Origin of the sequence: Cedecea neteri (genome assembly GCF_000758325.1) — a bacterium.
Lineage (GTDB): Bacteria > Pseudomonadota > Gammaproteobacteria > Enterobacterales > Enterobacteriaceae > Cedecea > Cedecea neteri_B.
In genome coordinates this window covers 78,116-103,020 of record NZ_CP009459.1, presented here as the reverse complement: position 1 = coordinate 103,020, position 24,905 = coordinate 78,116, and the positions used below count along the sequence as shown (strand labels likewise).

At 58.3% G+C, this 24,905-nt stretch carries 11 protein-coding genes and 1 other RNA gene; 3 read left to right on the top strand and 9 right to left on the bottom strand.

Features of this window, described 5'->3' with window-relative positions; genetic code table 11:
• Nucleotides 1-170: 170 nt before the first annotated feature.
• From ssrA to smpB, 6 genes are all read right to left on the bottom strand, one after another.
• Nucleotides 171-534: a transfer-messenger RNA gene (gene ssrA, locus LH86_RS21805) on the bottom strand.
• A 117-nt stretch (nt 535-651) separates the two neighbouring features.
• Nucleotides 652-1,815: an HlyD family type I secretion periplasmic adaptor subunit gene (locus LH86_RS00465; RefSeq protein ID WP_156107057.1), complete on the bottom strand. Its 1,164-nt coding sequence runs from the start codon at nt 1,813-1,815 to the stop codon at nt 652-654.
• A gap of 7 nt (nt 1,816-1,822) precedes the next feature.
• The gene (locus tag LH86_RS00460) at nt 1,823-4,030 is read right to left on the bottom strand and encodes a type I secretion system permease/ATPase (RefSeq protein ID WP_039297428.1); all 2,208 of its coding nucleotides are present in this window, start codon (nt 4,028-4,030) and stop codon (nt 1,823-1,825) included.
• On the bottom strand, nt 4,027-5,433 hold the full coding sequence (locus tag LH86_RS00455; RefSeq protein WP_039297426.1) for a TolC family outer membrane protein: 1,407 nt from the start codon (nt 5,431-5,433) through the stop codon (nt 4,027-4,029). Before LH86_RS00455 ends, LH86_RS00460 begins: the two co-directional genes overlap by 4 nt.
• Nucleotides 5,434-5,514: 81 nt before the next feature.
• A complete protein-coding gene (locus LH86_RS00450; protein ID WP_039297424.1) occupies nt 5,515-18,657 on the bottom strand; it encodes a BapA/Bap/LapF family large adhesin in 13,143 nt (4,380 codons plus the stop codon).
• Nucleotides 18,658-19,446: 789 nt separating this feature from the next.
• On the bottom strand, nt 19,447-19,929 hold the full coding sequence (gene smpB / locus LH86_RS00445) for an SsrA-binding protein SmpB (RefSeq protein ID WP_008458185.1): 483 nt from the start codon (nt 19,927-19,929) through the stop codon (nt 19,447-19,449).
• Between the two features lie 153 nt (nt 19,930-20,082).
• Between smpB and LH86_RS00440 the strand changes: the two genes are divergently transcribed.
• Both LH86_RS00440 and LH86_RS00435 read left to right on the top strand, forming a co-directional pair.
• Nucleotides 20,083-20,520, top strand: coding sequence for a type II toxin-antitoxin system RatA family toxin (locus LH86_RS00440; RefSeq protein WP_039297422.1), 438 nt, complete (start codon nt 20,083-20,085; stop codon nt 20,518-20,520).
• On the top strand, nt 20,510-20,800 hold the full coding sequence (locus tag LH86_RS00435) for an RnfH family protein (RefSeq protein WP_039297419.1): 291 nt from the start codon (nt 20,510-20,512) through the stop codon (nt 20,798-20,800). Before LH86_RS00440 ends, LH86_RS00435 begins: the two co-directional genes overlap by 11 nt.
• Nucleotides 20,801-20,862: 62 nt before the next feature.
• On the opposite strand, the gene bamE is transcribed toward LH86_RS00435, so the two are convergent.
• From bamE to nadK, 3 genes are all read right to left on the bottom strand, one after another.
• The gene (gene bamE / locus LH86_RS00430; RefSeq protein WP_008458182.1) at nt 20,863-21,207 is read right to left on the bottom strand and encodes an outer membrane protein assembly factor BamE; all 345 of its coding nucleotides are present in this window, start codon (nt 21,205-21,207) and stop codon (nt 20,863-20,865) included.
• A 219-nt stretch (nt 21,208-21,426) separates the two neighbouring features.
• A complete protein-coding gene (gene recN / locus LH86_RS00425; RefSeq protein WP_039297417.1) occupies nt 21,427-23,088 on the bottom strand; it encodes a DNA repair protein RecN in 1,662 nt (553 codons plus the stop codon).
• A 209-nt stretch (nt 23,089-23,297) separates the two neighbouring features.
• Nucleotides 23,298-24,176 carry an NAD(+) kinase gene (gene nadK, locus LH86_RS00420; protein ID WP_039297414.1) on the bottom strand — a complete coding sequence of 293 codons (879 nt, stop codon included), beginning with the start codon at nt 24,174-24,176 and terminating at the stop codon, nt 23,298-23,300.
• Between the two features lie 123 nt (nt 24,177-24,299).
• Between nadK and grpE the strand changes: the two genes are divergently transcribed.
• Nucleotides 24,300-24,878: a nucleotide exchange factor GrpE gene (grpE, locus tag LH86_RS00415; RefSeq protein WP_008458175.1), complete on the top strand. Its 579-nt coding sequence runs from the start codon at nt 24,300-24,302 to the stop codon at nt 24,876-24,878.
• The last annotated feature ends 27 nt before the right edge of the window (nt 24,879-24,905 follow it).

The following is a 24,905-nucleotide window of genomic DNA, read 5'->3' as shown; positions in this document are numbered from 1 at the left end:
GGACCCTCGATTTTGATATTCTTTACATCGGGTCTCAAAAGGGCGTCATAACAAGCAGCTTCTAGTAGAACTCAGTAGACTGCGACAGACACAAAAAAGCCCGCAGGGCTTGCGCCATGCGGGCTTTCAGGACTTCGTATCGGGCTCTGGTAACCGTCAACAAAGGATTTTGGTGGAGCTGGCGGGAGTTGAACCCGCGTCCGAAATTTCTACATCCTCGGTACTACATGCTTAGTCAGTCTTTACATTCGCCGGGCAACTGCGGACAGACACGCCATTACCAGACTATCCTGATTAGTTTTAATGCTTCAACCCCAGGCAAGGCATCCACACGATCTCTTTTGGGTTTGACCTCTCTTTGATCCCCGTCTTAAGAGCGGAAGCTAGGGAGAGAGGGCTCAGAGCAGGTTATTAAGCTGCTAAAGCGTAGTTTTCGTCGTTTGCGACTATTTTTTTGCGGCTTTTTACGAGGCCAACCGCCCCTCGGCATGCACCTTGGGTTTCGCAAATCCCGTCGAATCCAGAATCAGCCCCAATGTGTACCGGCGAGTATAACAGATTTATTACGCGTGTGACCAGCCGTCTAAAGAGAAATCCCGCTGAGTGCCTGGCGTACAAAATTCCTTCAGCACCAGCGGGATAGGTGGTCAATTAACGTTCGCGCAGCGCCTCGCGGGCGCGGTTGAACGGCTTAATCAGGTACTCAACGATGGTTTTCTGCCCGGTTTTAATGTCCACGGTCGCCACCATCCCCGGTGAGATGGAGAAATGGTGGCCGACTTTGTTCACCAGGTAGTCCTGATTGGTGCGGATAAACACCCGGTAGTAGACGATTTCCGGCTTCACCTTGTCCTGAATGGTGTCCGGGGAGATGGTTTCCACGGTGCCTTCCAGCCCGCCGTAAATGGCGTAATCGTAGGCGGTGATTTTCACCAGCGCGCGCTGGCCGGGGTGAATAAAGGCAATGTCGCGGGGGGAGAGCCGGGCCTCAATCAGCAGGTGATCGTCCACCGGCACAATCTCCATCATCTCACCGTTCGGCGGAATAACGCCGCCGATGGTGGTCACCTGAATGTTCTTCACGATGCCGCGCACCGGCGAGCGCACGGTCATGCGGGTGACAGAATCTTCACGGCCTTTGATGATGGCGTCCAGCATGTCCACTTCGGCATTGGCCTTCGACAGCGCCTCGCGCGCCTGCACGTAATACTGCGAGCGCAGGTCGGTAATTCTCAGGCCCAGGTCGCTTTTCTGCCGCTGCAGGCGCAGCACTTCCACGTGGCTCGCCGCGCCGCTTTTCACCAGCCGCTGGGTGATATCCAGCTCTTTGTTGACCGACGTCAGCGCATCCCGCAACTCGGCTTCGGAGTCGTTCAGCTGCGCCCGGCGGGTTTTATACAGCCGGGTTTCGGAGGCGATCAGGTCCGGGAACGCTTTGAGCGAGTCCGGGAACTTCAGCGGCTGGTCGTTCACTTCCGCGTAAAGCCGCGCGCTGGAGGCCAGAGAAGCACGGTAGCGAGCCGTGCTTTCGCCGACGTTGGACTCGGAGCGGGTCGGGTCGAGGCGGGCGACGATTTGCCCGGCCTGCACTTTGTCGCCCTCGTGCACCAGCAGCTCGGTGACTATCCCGCCGTCCAGCGACTGCAAAATCTGCTCGCGGGAACTCGGCACTACTTTCCCGGTGCCGGTGGAGACTTCGTCCAGCGTGCCGAACCAGGCCCAGACGCCGAACAGAGCAAACAGCAGCGTGATGAGCAGGATAATGCGGCTCGCCCCGGAGAATTCGCTTTCGCGCTGGATGTCCGGGTCATCCATGGTGACGTCATGCTGACTGGTTTTCATTGTTCCACTCCCGCGGTGGTGTCTGGGCGGCGGCCGGGGCCTGAGCCTGTGCCGGTCTTGCGGCGCCGAGCGCCTGCGCCTTCGGTGCATCCATTACCAGCTGGCCGTCTTTCAGCACCAGCACGCGTTCGACCAGTTCGAGCACCGGCACGCGGTGGGTGGCGACGACCAGCGTACGGTGGCCTAGCCATTGGTTTAGGCGCTGAATAAATTCCCGTTCGGTATGGTCGTCCAGCGAGGCGGTGGGCTCATCGAGCAGCACGATGTTGGGCGAGCGCAGCAGCATCCTCGCCAGCAGGATCGACTGACGTTGCCCGCCGGAAAGCCCGCTGCCGCCTTCCATGATCGGGTGATCCAGGCCTTTGGGCAGGTGCTTCACAAAGTTGCTCGCGCCGCTCACGTCCAGCGTCTCGAAGATAGCCTCGTCGCTGGCGTGCGGTGCACCGAGGGTGAGGTTTTCCCGCAGCGTGCCGTAGAACAGCCGCGCGTTCTGGCTCAGGAAGCCGATGTTGCGGCGCAGATCCGCCATGTCGATTTGCGACATCGCGAGATCGTCGAGCCGGGCTTCTCCGCTGGCGAGATCGACCCCGCCGGCAAGCGCCTGCAGCAGCGTGGATTTGCCCGCGCCGTTGCGTCCGAGCACGGCAATGCGCTCGCCGCGCTGGATCTCAAGGCGGGCAATACGCAGCGGAATGCGCGGATCTTCGCTGTGGTATTTGAACTGCGCGCTTTCAAACAGATAGTGGCCGTAGAGGATGTCCTTGTGGATCAGGTTTTCATCGCGCTGGGTTTCTACCGGCAGCTGCATGATGCTGTCCAGCCCCTGTTTGGCGGCTTTGACCTGCTGCCAGCGGGCGAGCACGCCGCACAGGTTGGCCATCGGGGCAATCATCCTTGAGGCCAGCATTGAGGCGGCGACCATCGCCCCGGTGGTCATTTCACCTTCAATGACCAGCGGGGCGCCGAACAGCACCACCACCACAAACACCAGGCTCTGAATGGTGATCCCCCAGCTGATTAAGCCCTGGGTCAGTTCGCGGGTTTTCAGGCCGGACTCGGCGGTAATGCGGATGTAGCTGTTCCACTGCTGGAGGAAGCGGTTTTCCGCCTGCATCAGCTTGATGTCCTCCAGCCCCTGCACGCTTTCCACCAGCACGGCGTTGCGCAGGGTGGATTCGTGGGCGGCCTGGTTGGCCAGCGTGGCGAGCTTTTTCTGCAGCAGCAGGCCAGGCAGCACCATCACGATGGCGGCGACCGGGGCGATCCACGCCAGCTGCGGCGCGATGATCGCCAGCACCCCAACGAACAAGATAAAGAACGGCAGATCGACGATCGTGGAGATGGTCGAGGAGGTGATCATCTCGCGGATCTGCTCCAGCTCGCGCAGCTGAGAAATAAAGCTGCCGGTGGAGCGGGGCACGGCGCTGTTGCGCAGCCGCAGGGCGTGGCTGAACACTCGATCCGAAATGCGCATGTCGGCCCGCTTGCCCAGCACGTCCATGATGTTGCTGCGCGTGACTTTCAGGATAAAGCCGAACACCACGGCGATCAGTACCCCGGTCGCCAGCACGTAGAGCGTCGGGTACGACTGGGCGGGGATCACCCGGTCGTACACCTGCATCGAGAACAGGATCCCGGCCAGCGACAGCACGTTCACCCAAAAAGCCGCCAGCATTACCGGGCCGTACGGGCGAATATCCAGCATGATCAGCTCTTTCATCCAGTCCGGGCTGAAGCGTGAGATATAGGCGTCGACGCGGCTGTCTTTCAGCGCCGAAAGCGGGCGCAGGGCGGCCACAAAGCGGATTTCCGGCAGCAGCTTGCTGAGCGACTGGCGGTTGGTGTGGCGGTCGTCGTCGAAGTAGCAGATATCCACGGTGTCTTCGCCGTCAAACTGCTCGATCACCGCGATCTGACCGTTGGCTAAGTCCACCACCACCGGCAGCCGCCACTGGGATATCGCTTTTTCGGTGTTGCCGAGCAGGTGGAAGGAAAGCCCGGCCTGGCGTGAAAGCTGGGTCAGCGCGGCGACTTTGGTTTTGTCCTTGAACCACGGGGCGTTGGCCTGAATGGTGCCGGGCGAGCAAACCACGCGGTAGTGCCCGGCGACGTGACTGATGGCGTGGGCCCATTGGGTCAGGGCCTGTTCGCTTAAAAACTCCCCGGCGGGAGAGGCTGTCTGGCTCATGGCTGGATCTCCAGGGACTGGATGTTGCGGTGTTCCAGACCAAATGCGGTGCGTAATTTGCCGGTGTTATACAGGCAGTTAAGCTGCAGTTGATGGAGCTGGCTCAGCGTTTGTTGTTGGGCGAAGCGCGCCTGGAAGACTTCCTGTTCGGCGTTGAGCACGTCCAGCAGCGGACGGGAGCCCAGGTCGAGATACTGCTGTTGGTACAGTTCGCGGGTGCGGGCGCTCAGCTGTTCCTGGCGCTGCAGCACCTGAAGCGCGGTGGCGAGGCTAATGGCCTGGCTGCGGGATTCCAGCAACTTCTGGCGCACGTCCAGGCGAACCCGGTCGATACCGGACTGCGCGGCTTCCAGCGCATGGCTGGCGGCGTTGCGGCGTGCAGTCAGGCCACCGCCCTGGTAGATCGGCATTTCGACGCGGATATACGCCGAATATTGCGTGCGGTTCAGCACTTCGCTGCCGGAGTAGTTGTTGTTCAGGTAGTGCTGCACGGACGGCTCCAGCGAGATGGTCGGTGTCATCTGCGCGTTGGCATAGTCCAGGTTGGCCTGCGCAACGTTAGCCTGCGCCCAGGCGGCGAGCACGGCAGGCACCAGGCGGTCATCAGGCTTCGCCACATTGCAGCTGTTATTCAGCTTCTGCGGGAAATCGGGGCTGACTTTGTTGAGGCTCGTCCAGCCGAGCTGACTCATCAGCGTCGCCTGGGTGCTGTCGAGGTTCGATTCGTACTGAATCAGCTGCGAACGGGCGGATTCGATACGCGCGTCGGTTTGCACCACGTCGGACATCGAAGTCGCGCCCTGGTCGTTACGCTCCTGAGTCAGGCGGCCAATGGCGGTCAGCGCGTCCAGCTGTTCTTTGGCGATGTCGACCATTTGCTGCCAGAGCTGCACCTGTACCATCGCCGAGGCGGTGTCGTGCCCGACGGTATCAATGCTCACCAGCACGTTGGCCTGGGCCTGGGCTTCCCCGGCGGTTTCAGCGCGGACCTGGCTTGCGACTTTGCCGAAGTCGTAGAGCATCTGGGACAGAGAAAGCACCAGCGACGGGCTGTAGCCGCTGTTGGTGTAGGTGTTGGTGTAGCCGTTGTTCATCCCGGCGCTGATCTGCGGGTAGTACTTCGATTTGGCGACGTTGATCTGTTCGGACTGGCCGTAAAGTTTGCCGATAGCTTCACGAATGCTGGGGTGCCAGGTGACAGAGCGGTTGACCGCGTCGTTAAGCGTTAAGATTCCGGGCGCAGGGGCATTGAGCGGGAGGGCGGTTGGGCCGTCGAGTGAGGGCAGCTCTTGTTGTTGAGCCAGACCCTGAGTCGTAATAGAAACGGGCGTGTCGTCGGCCGAGGCCTGGAGTGAAAACAGACCGCAAGCCAGCCATAACGCAACAGGCTGTAATTTTCCCATATTTTTTCCCTAATAAATGGCACTGCGTTTTTGTCTTATTCCCCGGGCGTCTGCGCGCCCGGGGATTTTTCGCTACAACTATCAGGCAACAATGTGGTTGTTCTGGATCAGCTCATCGAGTGTGGTGTGCACGTTCTCCAAAGTGACAAGAGTGGTTGAATGGAATGTTCCGGCGGTGCCGTCACGGTCGATGGAGATGACCGTGTTGTTGCCGACGGTAGCCACGCTCAGGTAGTTGCCCAGCGTTGAGGTCTGCCCGTTCCAGCCGACCAGCAGGTCGTGGATGTTGATCTGGTCGCCCTGAGTGAGCGAGAAGTTCTTCCAGACGTCCGATCCGTTGCCGCCGGTGCCGTCGTTCGCCCCGCCAGCAAGGACGTGGTACACCAGCGTATCGGCATAGGCCGACGAGCCGTTGATGATGTCCCCATAGGCGGTACTGACGATCTGCGGGTTCATGTTGATGGTCAGCGTGGCGGAGTCTGAATGCCCGTTCTGATCGTTCAGGATGTAGGTAAAGACCTCTTTATTGGTGATTGAGCCCGGTGCCACCCCGGCATTCAGGGTGTAGGTGTAGTTCCCCCCGATGCCGATAGTCAGCGTGCCGTACTGGCCCTGAATCGTGGCCACCGCGTCGCTGTTGGTGAGTGGATTCAGCGTAGCCGTGCTGCCGTTGGCGCCAGTAATCGTCATCAGCGTGTGGACGCTGCCAAGCTGGTCAGCCGCGCCGGCGGAGTCGGTGCCGTCATACAGGTTGCCGTGTACGACGGTACTTTGCGCCGTGAAGCTGTCCAGCAGGTTCGAGGTCCCGGTGATGTTCGGCGTGATGGTAATGGTACCCAGCCCCAGCGGCCCCATGTTCCCGACGTAGCTCAGCGTCCAGGTGCCTGAATGCAGGTCCGTGACCGGGATGGTCGCCGTGCCGCCCAGCAGGGCGCTGCCGCTAAAGGTGCCGGTGTAGGTATGGCCCAGCCCGTCGCTCAGCGTCCAGCTCACTGACAGCCCGCCCAGTACCAGCCCGGAAGCCACTTTGAACACGATGGCAGCCCCGCTCAGCACGGTGTTATCCGCAATGGTAAAGGTGCCGCTGCCGTTGCCGTGGGTAGAGGCCAGCAGCGCCGTGTTCCAGGAGGTTTGACCGACCGTGGCGCTCGCGTAAGCCGCAGTGTTCTGTGTCGACGTGATAGCCATAATCGAGCTGACGTCGTTCACGGCATCCACGATGTGCGGCGTGGAGGTGATGTTCAGCGACGCGGTACCGGTATCACCGTTTGGCGCGGTGACGGTGTACACGAAGCTGTCTGGCGTATTGATGCTGTCGGCACCCTGGCCGCTGTTCAGCGTATAGGTATAGTTGCCGTGGGCATCAATAGTCAGCGTCCCGAACTTGCCGACGATGGTGGTGGTGCCGGTTGCCGAGACAGACACACCGTTCACCGCCGTCAGCAGACTGCCTGCCGGGGCGATATCATCCTGCATCACGTTACCGGTGGTTGACGCTGCCAGGCTGTCGACCGCATAGGTGTGATCCTGCAGGATATTCAGCGTGTAGCTGGTCAGCAGTGATACGCCACTCGCGTTCATCAGCAGGAACAGGTAATCCCCGCCGCCCAACGTCACGGTCAACTGACCGGAGGTGCCGCCCAACAGCGGAGCCGTCAGCCAGGTTTTCTGCACCTGGAACTGCTCGTACTGCTGAGTCGCCGCGTTGAACTTGTAGATGTACAGGTCAAAGGTGGAGAGCAGCGCTACCCCGCCGACGCTCGCCTGCAGCGTCATGGTGCGGGTCGATCCGTCCGCGACATCAAACAGGATCGGGTTGCTCATGTTAGCCAGCAGGTTGAGGTTGACCACGTTACCCAGGCCTACGCTCAGTACCGACAGCCCCGTTTGCTGCGAAGCCCCATGGTCAACGGCAACAACATCGGTGCCGAAGGTCAGCGAACCGGTGTTATCAGTGGCGGTGACCGTGCTGGCCGGTGCGCCGTTGCCCAGGGTGACAATCAGCTGTGCAGAGTCGCTGATGCCGTTTTGAGTAATGGTGTAGGTGAAGTTTTCCGTGCTGCCCAGTACCGAAGCCGCGGTGTTGGTTAAGGTATAGGTGTAGCTGCCGTCCTGATTGATGTGCAGGGTGCCGTATTTGCCCTGAACATCCAGCCCGCCTGCGCCCACGGTGTGCGTCACGCCCTGGCCGTCGGTGATCGCCGTCACCACCGTGCCGGTAGGGGCGTTATCGACTGCCCCGCCAGGACCTGGATCGGTAATGACGTTCCCGCTAGAGCTGGTGGTACCGCTGACCACGCCTGCGCTGGTCTGCTCGACGGTGACCGCGAGGTTAGTGGCCGCCCCCGTTGCCAGCAGGCTGGTGTTATAGCCCAGGACGCGGTATTGCCCTTCACCCAGACCTTCGAGGTTCAGCGTCACGCCCGTGGCGCCCAACGTCAGCAGGTTCAGGAACTGCGGCAAGGATGAGTCGACAACCGTCGTCCACGAGTTGGTGCCCGGGTTATATTTCTGAATCGCGATTTCCAGCGTGTTCAGCAGGGACAGCACTACCCCGGTGGCGGCGGCGTTAATGGTGATATTCCCCGTCGCCCCGCTGCCAATGGTGAAGCCGACCTGAGCGGTATTGCTGCCCAGCACCGAAGCCACGTTGCCCAGGGCGCCAATCAACAGGTTACCGTAGCCGCTGTAGTGCTCGGTGGTGATAGTGGCATCGGTGGTTAGCGCCAAATCGACCACGTTGCTGCTCGCCGAAAGCGGCAGGATCGGTGCGGTAATCGAGAGCGACGGTGAGACGTTCCCGGCCGCATCGGCGGCTGATATCGACAGCGACTGCCCTTCAATCTGGCGAGTTGGCAGGGTAATGCTGAACGCGCCGGAAGCATTCGCCGTGCCGGTGACGGTGATCCCGCCCGGCAGCGTCACTGTCACGGTGCTGTTCGCTTCCGCTACGCCGGTGATTGTTGAACCGTCGGCACTGATAACCCCGGTAGGGATCAATGGCGGGATGGTATCGACAATCACCGAGGTTGGCAGAGAGGCCCCGCCTGTCCCGTTGGCGTTGGTTGCCGTCGCGGTAAAGGCATGCACGCCATCACCCAGCGCGCCAGTTGGGGTGAACGTCCAGATGCCGCTTGCGTTGGCGGTCACCGTTCCCAGCAGCGCCCCGTTGTCGTAGATCTTGACGGTGGAGTTGGCTTCGGCGGTGCCGTTGATCGTCGGCTGGGTGTCATTGGTGCTCTGCCCGTTGCCCACCACGCCGGTTTTCGGCAGAACATCGTCCACGATGCTGGTGATCACCGGCAGCCCAGGCACACCGGTAAACGGTGCGGTGAAGCTGGCAGAAACGCCGATGTTCCCGGCGGCATCCTGAGCGAAGGCCAGCAGCGGCTGGGCGCTGGTTTGCGCAGGGGAGAGCGTAATGCTGAAGTTCCCGTTGCCGTCAGCCTGAGCCGTACCCAGAACGGTACCCGTCGCCGAGGTAACGGTCACTTTGCTGTTGGCCTCCGCAACGCCGGTAACAACTGTACCGGTGGCGTTGACCGCAATGCCCGTTGGCGCCAACGGTGGGACGGTATCGACGATAATGCCAGCCGGAACGGACGGCACGCTGACGTTACCCGCCGTATCCGTTGCGGTGACGGTGAACGAGTGGTTGCCCTGAAGCAGAGGCAGCGTTGGCGTGAACGTCCAGACGCCGCTGCCGTTCGCCGTTGTGGTCCCCAGCAGCACGCCGTTATCAAAGATATTGACCGTGGCGTTGGCTTCGGCAGTCCCGTTCAGGGTTGGGCGCGTATCGTCCGTTGGTTGGTTGTTGCCTACCGGGCCAGTGATCGGGCCGACATCATCTACCACAGAGGTTATCGCCGGTTGGTTAGGTGCCACGGTATCCACCACAATGGTGAAACCTGCCGTTGGGCTACTGACCACGCCCGCGGTATTGGTGGCGGTGATGGTGAAGGTATGCGAGCCGTTTGCCAGCACGGTCGGCGGGGTAAAGACCCAAATGCCAAGGGCGTTCGCCGTCACGGTGCCAATCAGGTTACCACCATCGTAAATCTTGATGGTGCTGTTGGCATCCGCCGTCCCGTTCAGGGTTGGACGCGGATCGTTAGTCGCCTGGCCGCTGGTTAATGGCCCGACCGTGCCACCGGCGACGTCATCCACCACAGAGGTCAGCACCGGCGTATTCGACACGCCGCTGGCGATGGTCAGGGTAAAGCCAGCCGAAGGTACGCTGGTGTTGCCTGCCGCATCGGTCGCGGTGACGGTGAAGACGTGCTGGCCGAGAGGCAGTGCGGTACCAGGTGTGAAGCTCCATGCGCCCAGCGCGTTGGTGGTCGCGGTGCCAATCAGGGTGCCATTATCGTAAATGCTAATGGTGGAGTTGGCTTCCGCTGTCCCGCTGAGGGCTGGCTGAGTGTCGTCCGTGGTCTGGCCGCTGACCAGTGGACCCTGAACCGGGCCAACGTCATCGAAGGCCTGAACCACAATCGGCTGAGTCGGCGCAATGGTATCAACCACCACGTTAAACGGTGTTGACGGCAGGCTGATGTTGCCCGCGGCGTCCGTCGCGGTCACGGTCAGCGCATGACCACCGTTAATCAACGGTGTGGATGGTCTGAAGGTCCATGCTCCGCCCGCATCTGCCTGGACGGTGCCAAGCAGAACGCCGTTGTCGTACACGCTGACGGTGGCGTTGCCCTCGGCGGTACCGGTCAGCACCGGACGGGTATCGTCGGTGACCTGACCATTAGACAGGTTGCCGACGATTGGGCCGACGGCATCCGCCACGTTACTGATAACCGGCGCGTTCGGCGCAATGGTGTCAACGGTCAACGAGAAGCCGTTAGACGGATTGCTGACGTTGCCAGCCGCATCGGTCGCGGTCACGGTTAAGGTATGTGAACCGTTGCCGAGCGCGGCCACCGGGGTCAGCGTCCATGCGCCAACCCCGTTGGCAATGGTGGTGCCGATCAGGTTGCCATCGCTGTAAACCTTAATGGTGGCACCGGCTTCTGCCGTCCCGCTCAGGGAAGGGCGGGTTTCGTTGGTGGCCTGGCCGTTGGTGATTGGCCCCAGCACCGGCGCGGTGTTGTCCAGCACGGTAACGATCACCGGTGGGTTCGGTGCAACAGAGTCAATGTTCACGCCAAACGAAGCCGCGTTACTGACGTTGCCCGCGGCATCGGTCGCCGTGACGTTCAGGGTATGTACCCCCTGACCCAGCGGCGTCGTTGGGGTGAAGGTCCAGTTGCCCAGCCCGTCCGCCTGAGTCGTACCCAGCACGTTGTTACCGTCTTTCACCGTGATGATGGCGTTGGCTTCCGCCGTACCGGTCAGGGTTGGCTGCGTGTCCTTCGTCAACTGGCCGTTGATCAGCGGCAGGCTGCTGCCTGGCAGCGTCTGGTCGTCTGTCACGGACAGAATAACCGGCACTATCGGTGGCACGGTATCCACTACCACGGTAAAGCCAGGGCTTGGGTTACTGACGTTGCCCGCCGCATCGGTCGCGGTGACGGTGACGGTATGGTTGCCGTCCAGCAGCGGAACCGTTGGGGTGAATGTCCAGTTTCCGCCCACCGGTACCGTGACGGTGCCGATCACCACGTTGCCGTCTTTAAAGATCAGCGTGCTACCCGCCTCGGCGGTGCCGCTGAAGGTCGGCGTATTGTCGTTAGTCGGCTGCCCGGAGGTGACTGGCTGCGAGGTCACGTCGTTAATGACGGTGGATATCACCGGCGAGGCTGGGGCGATGGTATCCACATTGACCACAAAGCCGGTGGAAGGCACGCTGACGTTACCGGCGGCGTCGGTTGCCGTCACGGTCAGGGTGTGCGAACCCTCACCGAGGTTAACCGTTGGCGTAAAGGTCCAGACGCCAAGGACGTTAGCGGTGGCGGTGCCAATAACGACGCCGTTATCGAGGATGTTCACCGTCGAACCGGCTTCTGCCGTACCGCTCAGCGTTGGTTTTGGATCGTTGGTGGCCTGGCCGTTGGTCAGCCCGCCGACGTTCGGCAGCACGGCATCAACCACGGTGAGGATCACCGGCTGCGCTGGCGGAATGGTGTCCACGATAATGTTGTACACCATGGACGGAACACTGGTTTCCAGGCCCACGGTCTGGGTGGCCGTGAAGGTATGCGGCCCCTGAAGCAGCGGCGTTGTCACGGTCCATGACCACTGGCCAGAGCCGTTGGCTGATACCGTGGCGACATTTATGCCATCGATGAAGATATGCACGATGGCGTTAGCCGCCGCTGTACCATTCAGCATTGGCTGAGTGTCATCGGTCGATTTACCGTTTCCGACGTTACCGGTAATGGTGCCGACATCGTCCATCACGGTGTCAATGGTCGGCGCGGCCGGGATACCCAGATTGATGCCAGCGTTAAAGTCCGTGGCCGGGCTTTGGTTCCCGGCGGCATCCTGAGCGATGGCCGTCAGCGCTTCACCGTTATACTGCGGCGGCACCAGGGTGACGGTCCAGATCCCGGTCACAGGCAATGCCGTGCCGGTACCCAGAATATGCCCGTCGCTATCTTTGATAATGACCGTGCTCCCCGGCTCCGCTGTCCCGGTAACCAGAGCCCCGGTGATATCGGTAATCGGGTTCACCACTGGCGGTGCTGGTGGAACGGTATCGACGGTGATCACGATCGGCGTGGATGGCCCTACAGAGTTGCCTGCAGGATCGGTCGCTTTGATGGTAATGCTGTGCGGCCCATCGCCCAGCGTCGAGGTCGTAATACTCCAGGTGCCGTTGGCTCCTACCACCGCGCTGCCAAGCACGGTTGTGCCGTTAGTGTCGTACAGCGTGACGGTGCTGCCGACGCTGCCGGTCCCGGTAAAGGTCGGTGTGGTGTCATCGGTCAGGCTGCCGTTTGTGAGCGGCGTCTGGATTGGCCCGACATTATCGATAATCTCGGTGACAACCGGCAGCGTCAGCGGGGTGGCGTCCACGGTCAATATGAAGGTTGAGGACGGCCCGCTGGCGTTACCGGCGGCATCCGTCTGAACTGCCGTCAGGTTGTAAACGCCATTGACCAGCGGGGTGGTTGGGGTGATAGCCCAGTTGCCGCTGCCGTCGACTGTCGCAGTCCCGATAACGGTGGTGCCGTTATACAGCGTCACTGTCTCACCCGTGACGCCTGTCCCGCGGAATACCGGGGAAACATCATCGGTGACAGAACCGCTGCCCAGAGGGCCGGTGACGGCGCCCACGCTATCGTCGGCGGACTCTATAGTCGGTGCCGCTGGCGCGGTGGTATCGACGGTAATGGCGATCGAGACTGATGGTGGGCTGATGTTTCCCGCCGGGTCGGTCACCTGGACCGTAATGTTGTAGGTCGCTTCCCCTAATGGCGTCGATGGCGTAAAGCTCCAGGTGCCATCGGAGCGCACGGTTGTGCTGCCGATTAATACGTTCCCGTTGTTGTAAATATCGATGGTCGAACCCGCAACGCCGGTGCCGCTGAAGGTTGGCGTCGTGTCGTTGGTGCTGCCGCCAGGAGCGACGGGACCTACGACAGGCGGCACATCATCGGTCACAATTGGGGCGGCTGGCTGAACCGGAGCTGTTGCGTAAACGGACAGCGTGAAGCCAGAGGAAGGCATCCCCGAGTTACCCGCTGCGTCCGTGGCTACGGTCGTGAATACGTGCGTGCCGCTCAACAGCGGTGCGTTCGGGGTGATGCTCCAGTTGCCGTTCGAATCGACAGTGGCTGTGCCAATAGGCGTTGTACCCCCGTCAACGTACAGTGTGATGATGGCACCCACTTCGCCCTTACCGGAGATCACCGGCTCGGTACTTTGGGTGCTGCCGCCGTTTATCAGCGTGACAGGCGAACCGGAAACGTTACCCAGCGCGCTGTCGATGGTCGGTGCGCCTGGTGGGGTGGTGTCGATAACCACAATCTGCGTGGTGGCAGAGCTGGTGTTTCCGGCCGCATCCGTGACGTAAACATTCAGGGTATGCGAGCCTTCGCTCAGCGGCTGAGTTGGTCTGAATGTCCACGCGCCAGTGCCGTCTGCCGTGACGGTTCCAATAAGCGTGGTGCCATCGTAAATTTGGACGACCGCATTAGCGCCCGCAGTTCCGTTGATCACCGGCTGAGGATCGTTGGTTGAGCCACCCGGCAGCACCGGGCCAAGATCCGGAGAGACATTATCTATTATCTCGCCAATCGTCGGTGCGTTTGGCAGGACAGTGATCAGCTCAACGTTCCACGGTGTGGAGTGCGCGGTGACGTTGCCAGCGGCATCCGAAGCCGTGACCGTAAAGGAATGCGGCCCGTCCAGCAGCGGCGTAGTTGGCGTATATGTCCAGGTCCCGTTGCCGTTCACGGTGGTGGTTCCCAGGACGTTCAGGCCATCGTAGACCGTGATGGTGGAACCCGGTTCCCCGCTGCCGCTTAGGGTTGGCGTTGGGTCGTTGGTCGCACCGTTATTGCTGACCGGCCCGGTCACGGTGCCCACATCGTCATACACCTGGGTAATCGTTGGGGCAGTCGGTGCGATGGAGTCAACGTTGATGGTAAAGGCGGCGCTTGGCTGGCTGACGTTACCTGCGGCATCGGTGGCGGTCACCGTCAGGCTATGCAAGCCCTGGCCGATAGAGGTGGTCGGCGTAAATGTCCATGCGCCGGTCCCGTCCGCGCTGACTGTGCCAATCAGCGTGCCGTTGTCGTAGATCTTCACGGTTGAGTTAGCCTCAGCCGTGCCGGAGATCGTCGGTTTGTCGTCGTTAGTCAGGTCACCGTTGTTCAGGTTGCCGGTATGCTCAGGCACGTTGTCGACCACGGAACCAATGATCGGCATATTTGGTGGCGTGATGTCCGGGGCCGTGACCGGGGCATTCGGGCCGATATTCCCTGCGGCATCCGTGGCGTTGACTTCCAGAAGCTGGCCGTTAGCCTGCGGCGTGGTCAGGGTGATGGTAAAGCTGCCGTCCGGCCCGGCTACGGCCTGGCCCAATGGATTCCCCAGCGCATCGGTGACTTTTACCGTGCTGCCCGCTTCTGCTTTACCGGTCAGGACGGTGCCATCTTCATTAACCAGAAGGTTGGTTGGCGCCACTGGCGGCGTGTGATCCTGGGCAACCACAGTTGCAGGCAGGCTGGTATTGGCGGCGGCGTCCGTCGCGGTTACCAGCAGTGTCTGGCCGTTAAGCTGCGGCGGTACTAGCAGGATATCGAAATGCCCGCTTGGGTCGGCGGTGCCGACGCCAATGATGTTGCCGTTGCCGTCTTTGACTGTGACGGTGCTGCCAATTTCGGCGGTACCGGTTAACTGCAGACCATCGGCGGAGACCGCCAGGTTACCCGGCGCGTTTGGTGCCGTGTGGTCCGGGGCAGGAATGGTCGCACCGAGCCCGGTGTTGCCTGCGGCGTCGGTGGCTTTAGCCGTCAGAAGCTGCCCGTTAAGCTGAGGCGGGTTAAGCGTGACGGTGAAGCTGCCCGTTCCGTCTGCCGTGGCGCTACCGAGCGTGTTGCCGTTAGCGTCAGTAATGGTCACTTTGCTGTTGGCTTCGGCTGTCCCGCTGAGCGTTGTCCCGTCGTTGGAAACCGTCAGCGCGGTTGGCACGCCCGGAGGAATGGTATCCACCACTACGCCAAACGGTGCCGATGCGCCACTGGTACCGTTGTTATTCGTGGCGGTAAAGGTGAAGGAGTGTGGACCATCCAGCAGCGGCAGTAGCGGCGTAAATGTCCAGTTACCATTCGCGTCAGGCGTCGCGAATCCAATCACCAATCCATTATCGTAAACAGTGATGCTGGTGGTACCCGCTTCGGCAGTCCCGGTTAGCGTTGGGCGACTGTCGTCCGTTGCCTGGCCATTAGCCAGCGGTCCCTGGATTGGGCCGACGTCGTCAGTCACTGAGACCAGAACCGGCACGGTCGGGAAGCCGGAGTTCGAGGCGCTAAATGTGGTGTCTGGCCCGACGTTACCTGCGGCATCCTGTACCTGAGCGGTTAATGTCCCACCGTGGGTCTGAGCCGGCGAAAGCGTCAGCGTGAAGTGCCCGGTTTGGTCAATTTGCGCCGTGCCTAGCACCACGCCATTCGGACCGACCACTTTCACGGTATCGCCAGCTTCACCGGTCCCGGTCACGGTCGTTCCGTCCTGACTCACGAGGTCAATGGTGACGGCAACCGGCGGGATGGTATCGACGGTGAAGGTTGGGCCAACGGTAATCGTACTGACGTTGCCAGCCAGATCGGTCTGCTGCAGGGTGATCGTATGTGGACCATCAAGCAGAGAGACTGGCGGAGTAAAGGTCCAGTTACCATCATTGCCCACGGTGACCTGACCAATTGGAATACCATTATCAAAGATGGTTAACGTACTGCCCGCCTCACCGGTGCCGCTGAAAATCGGTTTACTGTCATCGGTGATACCGTTGTTGCCGATAGGGCCAGTGATAGAGCCGGTGGTATCAAGAATTTGATCGAGCACCGGCGGATTCACTACGGTATCCACAACCACGGTATAGGATGCGGAATTACCGCTGTCGCCGCGAATGTTAGAGGCAGTGGCGGTAAAGCTGTGCGGACCGTCAGGTAAGTTTGCGCCAGGAGTGAAGCTCCACGTGCCGCCAGGCAGGACGAGAGTGGTGCCGATCTCAACCCCATTATCAAAGATATGAATGGTTTCACCGGCTACGCCCGTACCCTGCAGCGTCGGGGTTTGGTCATTGGTTGGCTGGTTGTTTGGTACGGTGCCCACGATAGGCGGCACGCTATCAATAATGGCGGTGATCGTCGGCACCGTCGGCAGCGGGAAGAATGGCGCGGTTGCTTCGGCAGGCGGGCTGACATTGCCTGCTGCATCGGTGGCCGTAACCTGGAGGTGGCTACCGTCAAGCTGCGGTGTGGTCAGGGTGATGCTGAACACGCCGGTCACAGGGGCGGCGGTGCCGGTACCAATCACGTTCCCGTTCGCATCTTTGATGGTGACGGTGCTGCCTGCCTCGGCAAGCCCCGTCACGGTATCGCCGTTAGCGCTGACTATCAGACCTGTAGGTTCGGCTGGCGCGGAAGTGTCCACGGTAACGGTGTAGCTGACCGAGGTTCCGCTGTCGCCTCTGACGTTAGAGGCCATTGCCGTGAAGGTGTATGAGTTATCAGTCAGAGGAGTTTGCGGCGTAAAGCTCCAGGCCCCGTTGACGTCAACCTTGGTGGTGCCGATTTCAGTGCCGTTGGCGTAAATATGAATGGTGTCCCCGGCCTGGCCGGTACCCTGTAGGGTTGGCGTGTTGTCATTAGTCGACTGGCCGTTCCCCACGTTGCCTGTAACGGGGGCTACATCATCAAGCACGCCTGTGATCACTGGCAGTACCGGCGCTTGCACGTCTGGTGCAATCACGTTGGCTGGTGGGCTGTTGTTACCTGCCGGATCGGTGACGACGACGCTCAGTGTTTCACCGTCTACCTGCGGCGTTGTCAGGGTGATACTGATATTGCCGTTGTTATCGGCAGTACCAGTCCCGACGACCACACCGTTCGGATCTTTGATGGTTATTGTGCTGCCAGCTTCTGCATGACCCGTGACGACTTCCCCATCCGGGCTAACCGTCAGGCCAGTTGCTGCCGAAGGTGGCATAGTATCAATGGTGACGGTGTATGCAAGGGAGGGAGCGCTTTCGCCTCTTTCGTTACTTGCCGTGGCGGTGAAGACATGGGAACCATCAGCCAGTGCAGTGCCCGGAGTAAAGCTCCATGTACCGCCAGCGCCTACCACGACGGTCCCAATTTGCACGCCGTTGTCATAGATGTGGATTGTCGTCCCAGCCTGACCAGTACCGTTCAGCGTCGGGGCGTTGTCGTTAGTCGGGGAATTATTGCCGATATTGCCGCCGTTAGGCGCGCCTGGGTTATCGTTAATCAGCCCAGTGATAGTTGGCTCATCCGGCAGCGGGATATTCGGTGCGGTAATGGTGGCACCAGGACTGCTATTCCCTGAGGGATCGGTCGCCGTGACGGTCAGCGTTTCACCGGTTATTTGTGGCGTGGTCAAAGTGATAGTGAAGCTGCCATCGTTGCCCGCCGTGCCGGTGCCAATCACATTGCCATTGGCATCTTTTACCGTGACCGTGGAACCTGATTCAGCATGGCCGGTCAGGGTATCACCGTCCGGACTAATGGCCAGATCGGTCGCAGCCGCAGGTGGCACGGTATCAATGGTGATGGTATAGGCAGGAGAAGTGGCGCTTTCACCTCTTTCATTTGTCGCCGTGACGGTGAAAGAGTGGGTGCCGTCAGCCAAAGCGGTGCCAGGCGTGAAGCTCCAGGTCCCATTGGCGCCGACCACAACGGTGCCAATCTGCACGCCATTGTCGTAAATGTGCACTGTGGTACCGGCCTGACCGGTGCCGTTCAGCGTTGGCGTGTTGTCATTGGTTGGCGAGTTATTGCCGATATTACCGCCGTTAGGCGCATTCGGATGATCGTTCGTGATACCTGTAATGCCTGGTTCGTCCGGCAGCGGAATAGTGGGTGCGGTAATGGTGGCACCTGGACCGGTGTTACCGGAAGGATCGGTTGCCGTGACGGTAAGTGTTTCACCGGTAACTTGCGGCGAGCTCAGGGTGATGGTGAAGCTGCCGTCGGTGCCCGCCGTGCCGGTGCCAATCACGTTGCCATTGGCATCTTTTACTGTGACCGTAGAGCCAGCTTCGGCATTACCGGTAATGGTTCTGCCATCTGCAGAGACAGCAAGGCCGGTAGGCGCGGCAGGTGGCGTAACGTCTGGTCTGCCAGGATTGCCTGGGTTGGTGCCACTGTCAGAGTGCCCGCCGCCGCCGCTTGAGGCTGCCGCAATGGCGCCACCCGCGGCCACTGCCAGACCACCCAGCACCCACGGCCACACGGCCCCGCCTTCGGCGTGTGCGCCAGTGGCAGCCATAATTTGGTCAATATTGGCAATTTGTTCATAGTGAGCTGCAGTTTCTGGATCCTGAACCCACCAAAGCACGCCGTCGTGGCCTTCCAGCACCAGCTGGTTGCCACCTTGATCGGCAAAAGCGTAGTAGTTTTTGATGGTAATGGTTTCGCCGGAATGGAGTTTGATAACCAGGTCCTGGCCCGAACGAGTGAAGCTGGCGACCTCTTCACGTTCAATTTTCAGCTCGACAATTGAAGGACCTTTTAAGGTGATTTCAGAGGCTTCGACGTTATTTTTTACGCCGGTTAATTTAGAGATAATTGAAATTGAACGCATTGTTATCACTCCATTCGCGATGAACGTGGTGGTAGTCAATTGCCCGGCGTAATGTGTTGATTACCGAAAGCAAAATTTTTAGGTGTAAGAGGCCCTTCGCGATGTATTGGCGAAAAAAAGGCCTGTATCAAAAAAATTGATGACAGTGATTATTAATAACCAGGGCGTTTCCGGTGCGGAATCGAAATTAGTTAATTCTCAGGGTCATAGGCTTGTCGTTTATTAAATAGAGACTATTGATGATATAGACAGGAAAAAATGAAAGCGCAACTTAAGCCATATTTAACACTATGTAAGTCACTCTAAAGTATCAGTGAACCTAACGGACTCACCCAAACGGCTGAAGCCAGTTTCCTGGCTGCCGGTTGGCTATTACTATTCTTATCGTGTTGAAAGATTTAAGATAAGTTTCAGCAAGCGTTTTGCATTTCCCTGATTAATTTGAGGCTTTAGGTTGAATAATACGTGCATCTGATGGGGATGTAGTGCCTTTTTTGGTGGGGTGTTTTCTTTTGTAAAGCAGAAAAATTTGGAAAAAATTATCTATTTTGTGAGGCGTATAAAGAGAGGGTTAGAAGAAGAAATATTATATATCTTTGTGTTTTTGGCTTTCAGTACGAATGATAATGATGAAGGGAAATAGTATATATTGTTTAGTGTCGCTTAATTAATTTCAAAGCTTCCTTACCTGACCGCGCAATAATAGCTGATAATTAAAGAAGCGTGTAATTTTTTTATACTGGCTCTTCAGACGAAGAGCCAGCAGAGAGATGAATAACGAGAATCGCCTTAACGACCCGCATTTTTCATGATACGGGCTTTATCGACTGCCCATTCGCGATCCTTCGCATCGGAGCGCTTATCATGCTGTTTCTTACCTTTCGCGACGCCGATTTTCACTTTACACCAGGCATTTTTCCAGTAGAGGGACAGGGCGACGATGGTGTAGCCGTCGCGACTGACGCTGCCGAACAGATTGTCCAACTCGCGCTGGTTAAGCAGCAGCTTGCGGGTGCGGGTAGGATCGCAGACGACGTGGCTGGAGGCGACGGTAAGCGGCGTGAAGTTAGCGCCAAACAAATACGCTTCGCCATCTTTAAAGATAACGTAGCTGTCGCCGATGTTTGCCTTCCCGGCACGTAATGATTTTACTTCCCAGCCTTGCAGCGCGAGGCCCGCTTCAATCTCATCTTCGATAAAGTATTCGTGGCGGGCACGCTTGTTTAGCGCAATGGTGGCTGAGCCTGGTTTGTGTGCTTTTTTCTTAGTCATAGTGCTGCTCAGTATATGTAATCCAGGAGTTCAAAGACACCCCGCGACCTGCGCGAGGAGGAAGCGCTTATCTTAGCATGAGCGGCAGAGAGTTTTTGTTTGCGCGGTGATAAATGTTATTATTTGCCCGATTTATGACTCCCAGGAATTGTTATGCCGCAGATTAGCCGTACTGCTTTGGTGCCCTACAGCGCTGAGCAGATGTACCAGTTAGTAAACGACGTGAATTCGTACCCGGAATTTTTACCTGGCTGCACCGGTAGCCGGGTGATTGACGCATCGGCGAATCAGATGACGGCGGCGGTGGACGTTTCAAAAGCTGGGATCAGCAAAACCTTTACCACCCGAAATACCCTGACCGACAATCAGAGCATCCTGATGCATCTGGTGGATGGCCCCTTCAAAAAGCTGATGGGTGGCTGGAAGTTCACGCCGCTTAGCGAAGATGCCTGCCGGATTGAGTTCCAGCTTGATTTCGAATTTACCAATAAGCTGATTGAACTGGCCTTTGGCCGTATCTTTAAAGAGCTTGCCGGTAACATGGTTCAGGCATTTACTACCCGCGCCAAAGAGGTTTACCGTGTCGCGTGAGATTCAGGTTGAGGTGGTTTATGCCCTGCCGCAAAAACAGTACCTGCGCCAGGTGAAGCTTGAGGAAGGCAGCACGGTTGAGCAGGCGATTGTCGCCTCTGGTCTGCTTGAGCTTCGTGACGATATCGATCTGGCGAAAAACAAAGTCGGTGTGTACAGCCGCCCGGTAAAGCTGGGGGATAAAGTGAATGACGGCGATCGGGTTGAGATTTACCGGCCGCTGATTGCCGATCCAAAAGAGCTGCGTCGCCAGCGTGCGGAACGTTCTGCCCAGAAATAATCCTGTGTGAAAGTGACAAAAAAAGGTGCCTCAGGCACCTTTTTTTATGCATCAAGCCAGCCTTATTCCCCTTTGGTCAGGGCTGGTTTGTTGTCGATGTTGGTCAGAACGCCGCTGCTGTTAAAGGTCAGGGTCAGCGTCTGCTGAGTCACGTTCTCGTGGCCCGGCTGCTGGCGGAAGACATAGAACCAGGTATTGGTGCCGAACGGATCGGACATCATTGGCGTCCCGAGGGTGTAGGCCACCTGCTGCTGGGTCATGCCCACACGGAGTTTGGACACGTCATTGGGGGCCAGATAGTTACCCTGGTTGATGTCTGGGCGGTAAACCACTCGCTCCAGAGTGGAACAGCCTGCGGTCAACATCAGAAGAACCGCTGCGGCAGCAGTCAGCATTTTACAACGCATAGTGATTTGATTCCTTTTCGGGCCGGAGTAGTGCGTGGCTCATTCGTATTATGCCGATGATAATAGACCTTTAAGCAGTTTAAAACCTCAAGGCGCTCAACTCTGACAGTGGGAGCATAAAAAAGTTGGTTGAAAAGGTAACAGAAAGACGGATTCTCGAATGGGGTGGGCGTTTTTTGCACAATGCACGGTGCGGAACACACCGTGCATGATAAAGCCTCAGGCGGCCAGCAGCTCTTTGGCATTCGCCAGCGTGTTGCGGGTTACTTCACTGCCACCGAGAAGACGGGCAAGCTCCTGCAGACGAGAACGTTTATCCAGTGGCTGCATATGAGTTTCGGTCATTTCACCGTCGGTTTCTTTGCTGACGAAGAAGTGATGGTGACCGCAGCCAGCAACCTGCGGCAGGTGGGTGACGCACATCACCTGGGTAGATTCGCCTAGCTGGCGTAATAGCTTACCCACCACCGCGGCAGTCGGGCCACTGATCCCCACGTCGACTTCATCGAAGATCAGCGCCGGTGTTTCCATTTTACGGGCGGTGATCACCTGAATCGCCAGCGCGATGCGAGAAAGCTCGCCGCCCGAGGCGACTTTTGCCAGCGGCTGAAGCGGCTGTCCAGGGTTGGTGCTGACGCGAAAATCAATGCGGTCAGCGCCTTCGGCGGTCAGGTGGTTTTCGTTAAATTCGACGTCTATGGCGAGCTTGCCGTGCGGCATTGAGAGCGAGTGCATGCTTTCCGTAATCAACTGGCACAGTTCATTGGCATGTCTGGCCCGGCTTTGGTGCAGCGCCTGCGCTACGGCAAGCGCCTGCTGATGATGCTGGGCAACGGCCTGCAGAAGCTCTTCCAGCGACCCGGTTTGCTCATCCAGCAACTGTTGTTCATCCAGCAATTTCTGGTGGAACGCAGGGAGCTCTTCGGGCGTGATGTGGTGCTTACGCGCCAGAGAGATCTGACGAGAAATACGCTGTTCCAGCTCATAAAGACGGTTTGGGTCCAAATCCAGACGATCGCAGTAATGACGCAGTTCATCGCTGGCTTCGGAAATTTGAATGGCGGCTTCTTCCAGCATATCCAGCACGCCAGAAAGTTTGTTATCCATGCCCACCAGTTCACCCATGAGGTGGCGAACGGTATAGAGCTGGCTTTGGAGATTGGTTTCTTCCCCGTCGGCCAGTACGTCCAGCGTCTGCTGGCTGGTGGAGAGCAGCTGGCCGCTGTTGGCGAGGCGCTTGTACTCTTCATCAATCAGTTCAAATTCACCGGCAACAGGAGAAAACTCGTTCAGCTCTTTAAGCTGGTAGTGAAGCAGTTCGGCTTTGGCTGAACGCTCCTGAGCCAGTTGCTGATGCTGCGCCAGAGTGCGGCAGCTTTGGTGCCATTCACGATAGTGCTCCGCCATTTGCTGGGTCAGCGCCTGCTCGCCGGCATAGCCGTCCAGCAGCATTTTTTGATGCTCGGGCTTGAGTAACAGCTGGTGGGCATGTTGGCCATGAATCTGGATAAGTAACTGGCCGAGATCGCGCAGTTGGGAAAGGGGCACGGCGGTACCGTTGATAAAACCCCGGGAGCGCCCGTCGCTGCTGATTACGCGGCGCAGCAGGCATTCGCTGCCGTCTTCCAGCTGGTTTTCTTCCAGCCAGCGTAGTGCCGCCGGCGTGTCTTTCAGGGAAAAGCGGGCGCAGAGATCCGCGCGATTCGCCCCAGAACGCACCATATCCGCTTCCGCGCGACCGCCCAGGCACAGGCCCAGCGCATCTATGGCAATAGATTTACCGGCACCGGTTTCCCCGGTGATGGCCGTCATCCCGTGATGAAAGTCTATTTCAAGTTCACGAACGATAGCGAAGTTACTGATGGTGAGTTGAGCGAGCATGACCACTCTCCTGTATGAGCTCGTCATACTTCAAGCTGCAGGGGTGTTGGCTGCTTTCACTTACCCCAGTCACTTACTCAAGTAAGCTCCTGGGGATGCACTCTCTTGCCGCCTACCTGCAACTCGAATTATTTAGAGCCAGATTGAGTTACTGTGTTTCCATACAGTATAAACTGGTTTTATATACAGTAAAGTGGTCGGGCTATTTTTTAGAACAATTTTTTCGACCAGCCGAGTTTCGAGCTTAATGTGTTGAAATAGCTGTAGTCTTTTGGGTGGATCAGATTGAGGTGGTAGTCACAGCGGCGAATGAGCACGTCTTCACCTTCCTGAATAGGCAGTGCAATCTGGCTGTCGCAGCTGATTTCAAGGTCACTTCGCATATGGGAAAAACGCAGGCGAATGGTGCTGCTGCTGTTGATGACCAGCGGGCGTGCAGACAGCGTGTGCGGGAACATCGGTACCAGTGTGATAGCATCCAGCGAAGGCGTAAGAATTGGGCCTCCGGCTGAAAGCGAATAGGCGGTTGAGCCGGTCGGCGTAGAGATAATCAGTCCGTCAGAACGCTGTGAAAACGCAAAAATTTCGTCGATATAGACTTCGAACTCAATCATATGCGCGACTTTGCCTGGGTGAAGCACCACTTCGTTTATCGCGGTACTGAGGCGTGTAGGAGTATCGTGCTGGCAAACCTGAGCTTCGAGCAGGAAACGGCGCTCGGTAATGTAATGACCCTCAAGAACGTCCGCCAACTGCTGCTGGGCATTGTCCGGGTCAAGGTCGGTCAGGAAACCCAGGTTACCACGGTTGATGCCAATGACTTTGATGTCATAGCGTGCGAGCACCCGAGCAGCGCCCAGCATGTTGCCATCCCCGCCGACCACCACCGCCAAATCAGCCTGCTGGCCTATCTCCGCCAGCGTGCCGGTTTTCACCTGTTTGAGGTTTAGCTCCTGGGCAATTTGCTGTTCCACCATCACTTCATAGCCTTTGGCGCGCAGCCAGCGATAGAGCATTTCATGCGTGGTCAGAGCGGTGGGGTGACGCGGGTGTCCGACAATACCGATGCAGTTGAAATGTTTGTTCATTATCCTGGTGGTCCTTATTCGCAGACGTTCCTGCGACAATATGACAGGTTCCCTTGAAACCCTGAAACTGATCCCCATAATAAGCGAAGCAGCGAGATGAATGCTAAAAACGCGGAGAATTTCATGAGTAGTAAAGAACAGAAAACACCTAACGAGCAAGCCCCGGAAGATATCGTCATGGATCAGCACGAAGAAGTCGAGGCCGTAGAAGGTGCCGATGTCGTGGATCCGCGCGACGAAGAGATTGCAAATCTGCAGGCCCAGCTGGCAGAAATGAAGCAGCGCGAGCGTGAAATTGAGCCACGCCATCAGGCTGATTTAGCTAACCTGCGTCGTCGTACCGAACAGGATATCGAGAAAGCGCACAAGTTCGCCCTGGAAAAGTTCGTGAATGAGCTGCTGCCGGTCATCGACAGCCTGGATCGCGCGCTGGAAGTGGCCGACAAGTCCAACCCGGATTTAGCCCCAATGATCGAAGGCATTGAGCTGACCCAGAAGTCGATGCTGGATGTGGTTCGCAAGTTCGGCGTGGAAGTTGTGGGTGAGACTAACGTGCCGTTTAACCCGGACGTGCACCAGGCCATTGCGATGGTTGAATCTGCCGACGTTGCGCCAAATAACGTGCTGATGGTAATGCAGAAAGGTTACACGCTGAACGGCCGTACTATTCGTGCCGCGATGGTTTCCGTAGCCAAAGCCTGATTCGTTTCCAGTACGAGAAAGCCAGCC

Excerpts from the sequence above, each read along its gene's own strand:
- LH86_RS00465 (WP_156107057.1), bottom strand. The coding sequence starts at position 1,815 with ATGGATGACCCGGACATCCAGCGCGAAAGCGAATTCTCCGGGGCGAGC.
- LH86_RS00460 (WP_039297428.1), bottom strand. The coding sequence starts at position 4,030 with ATGAGCCAGACAGCCTCTCCCGCCGGGGAGTTTTTAAGCGAACAGGCC.
- LH86_RS00455 (WP_039297426.1), bottom strand. The coding sequence starts at position 5,433 with ATGGGAAAATTACAGCCTGTTGCGTTATGGCTGGCTTGCGGTCTGTTT.
- LH86_RS00450 (WP_039297424.1), bottom strand. The coding sequence starts at position 18,657 with ATGCGTTCAATTTCAATTATCTCTAAATTAACCGGCGTAAAAAATAAC.
- smpB (WP_008458185.1), bottom strand. The coding sequence starts at position 19,929 with ATGACTAAGAAAAAAGCACACAAACCAGGCTCAGCCACCATTGCGCTA.
- LH86_RS00440 (WP_039297422.1), top strand. The coding sequence starts at position 20,083 with ATGCCGCAGATTAGCCGTACTGCTTTGGTGCCCTACAGCGCTGAGCAG.
- bamE (WP_008458182.1), bottom strand. The coding sequence starts at position 21,207 with ATGCGTTGTAAAATGCTGACTGCTGCCGCAGCGGTTCTTCTGATGTTG.
- recN (WP_039297417.1), bottom strand. The coding sequence starts at position 23,088 with ATGCTCGCTCAACTCACCATCAGTAACTTCGCTATCGTTCGTGAACTT.
- nadK (WP_039297414.1), bottom strand. The coding sequence starts at position 24,176 with ATGAACAAACATTTCAACTGCATCGGTATTGTCGGACACCCGCGTCAC.
- grpE (WP_008458175.1), top strand. The coding sequence starts at position 24,300 with ATGAGTAGTAAAGAACAGAAAACACCTAACGAGCAAGCCCCGGAAGAT.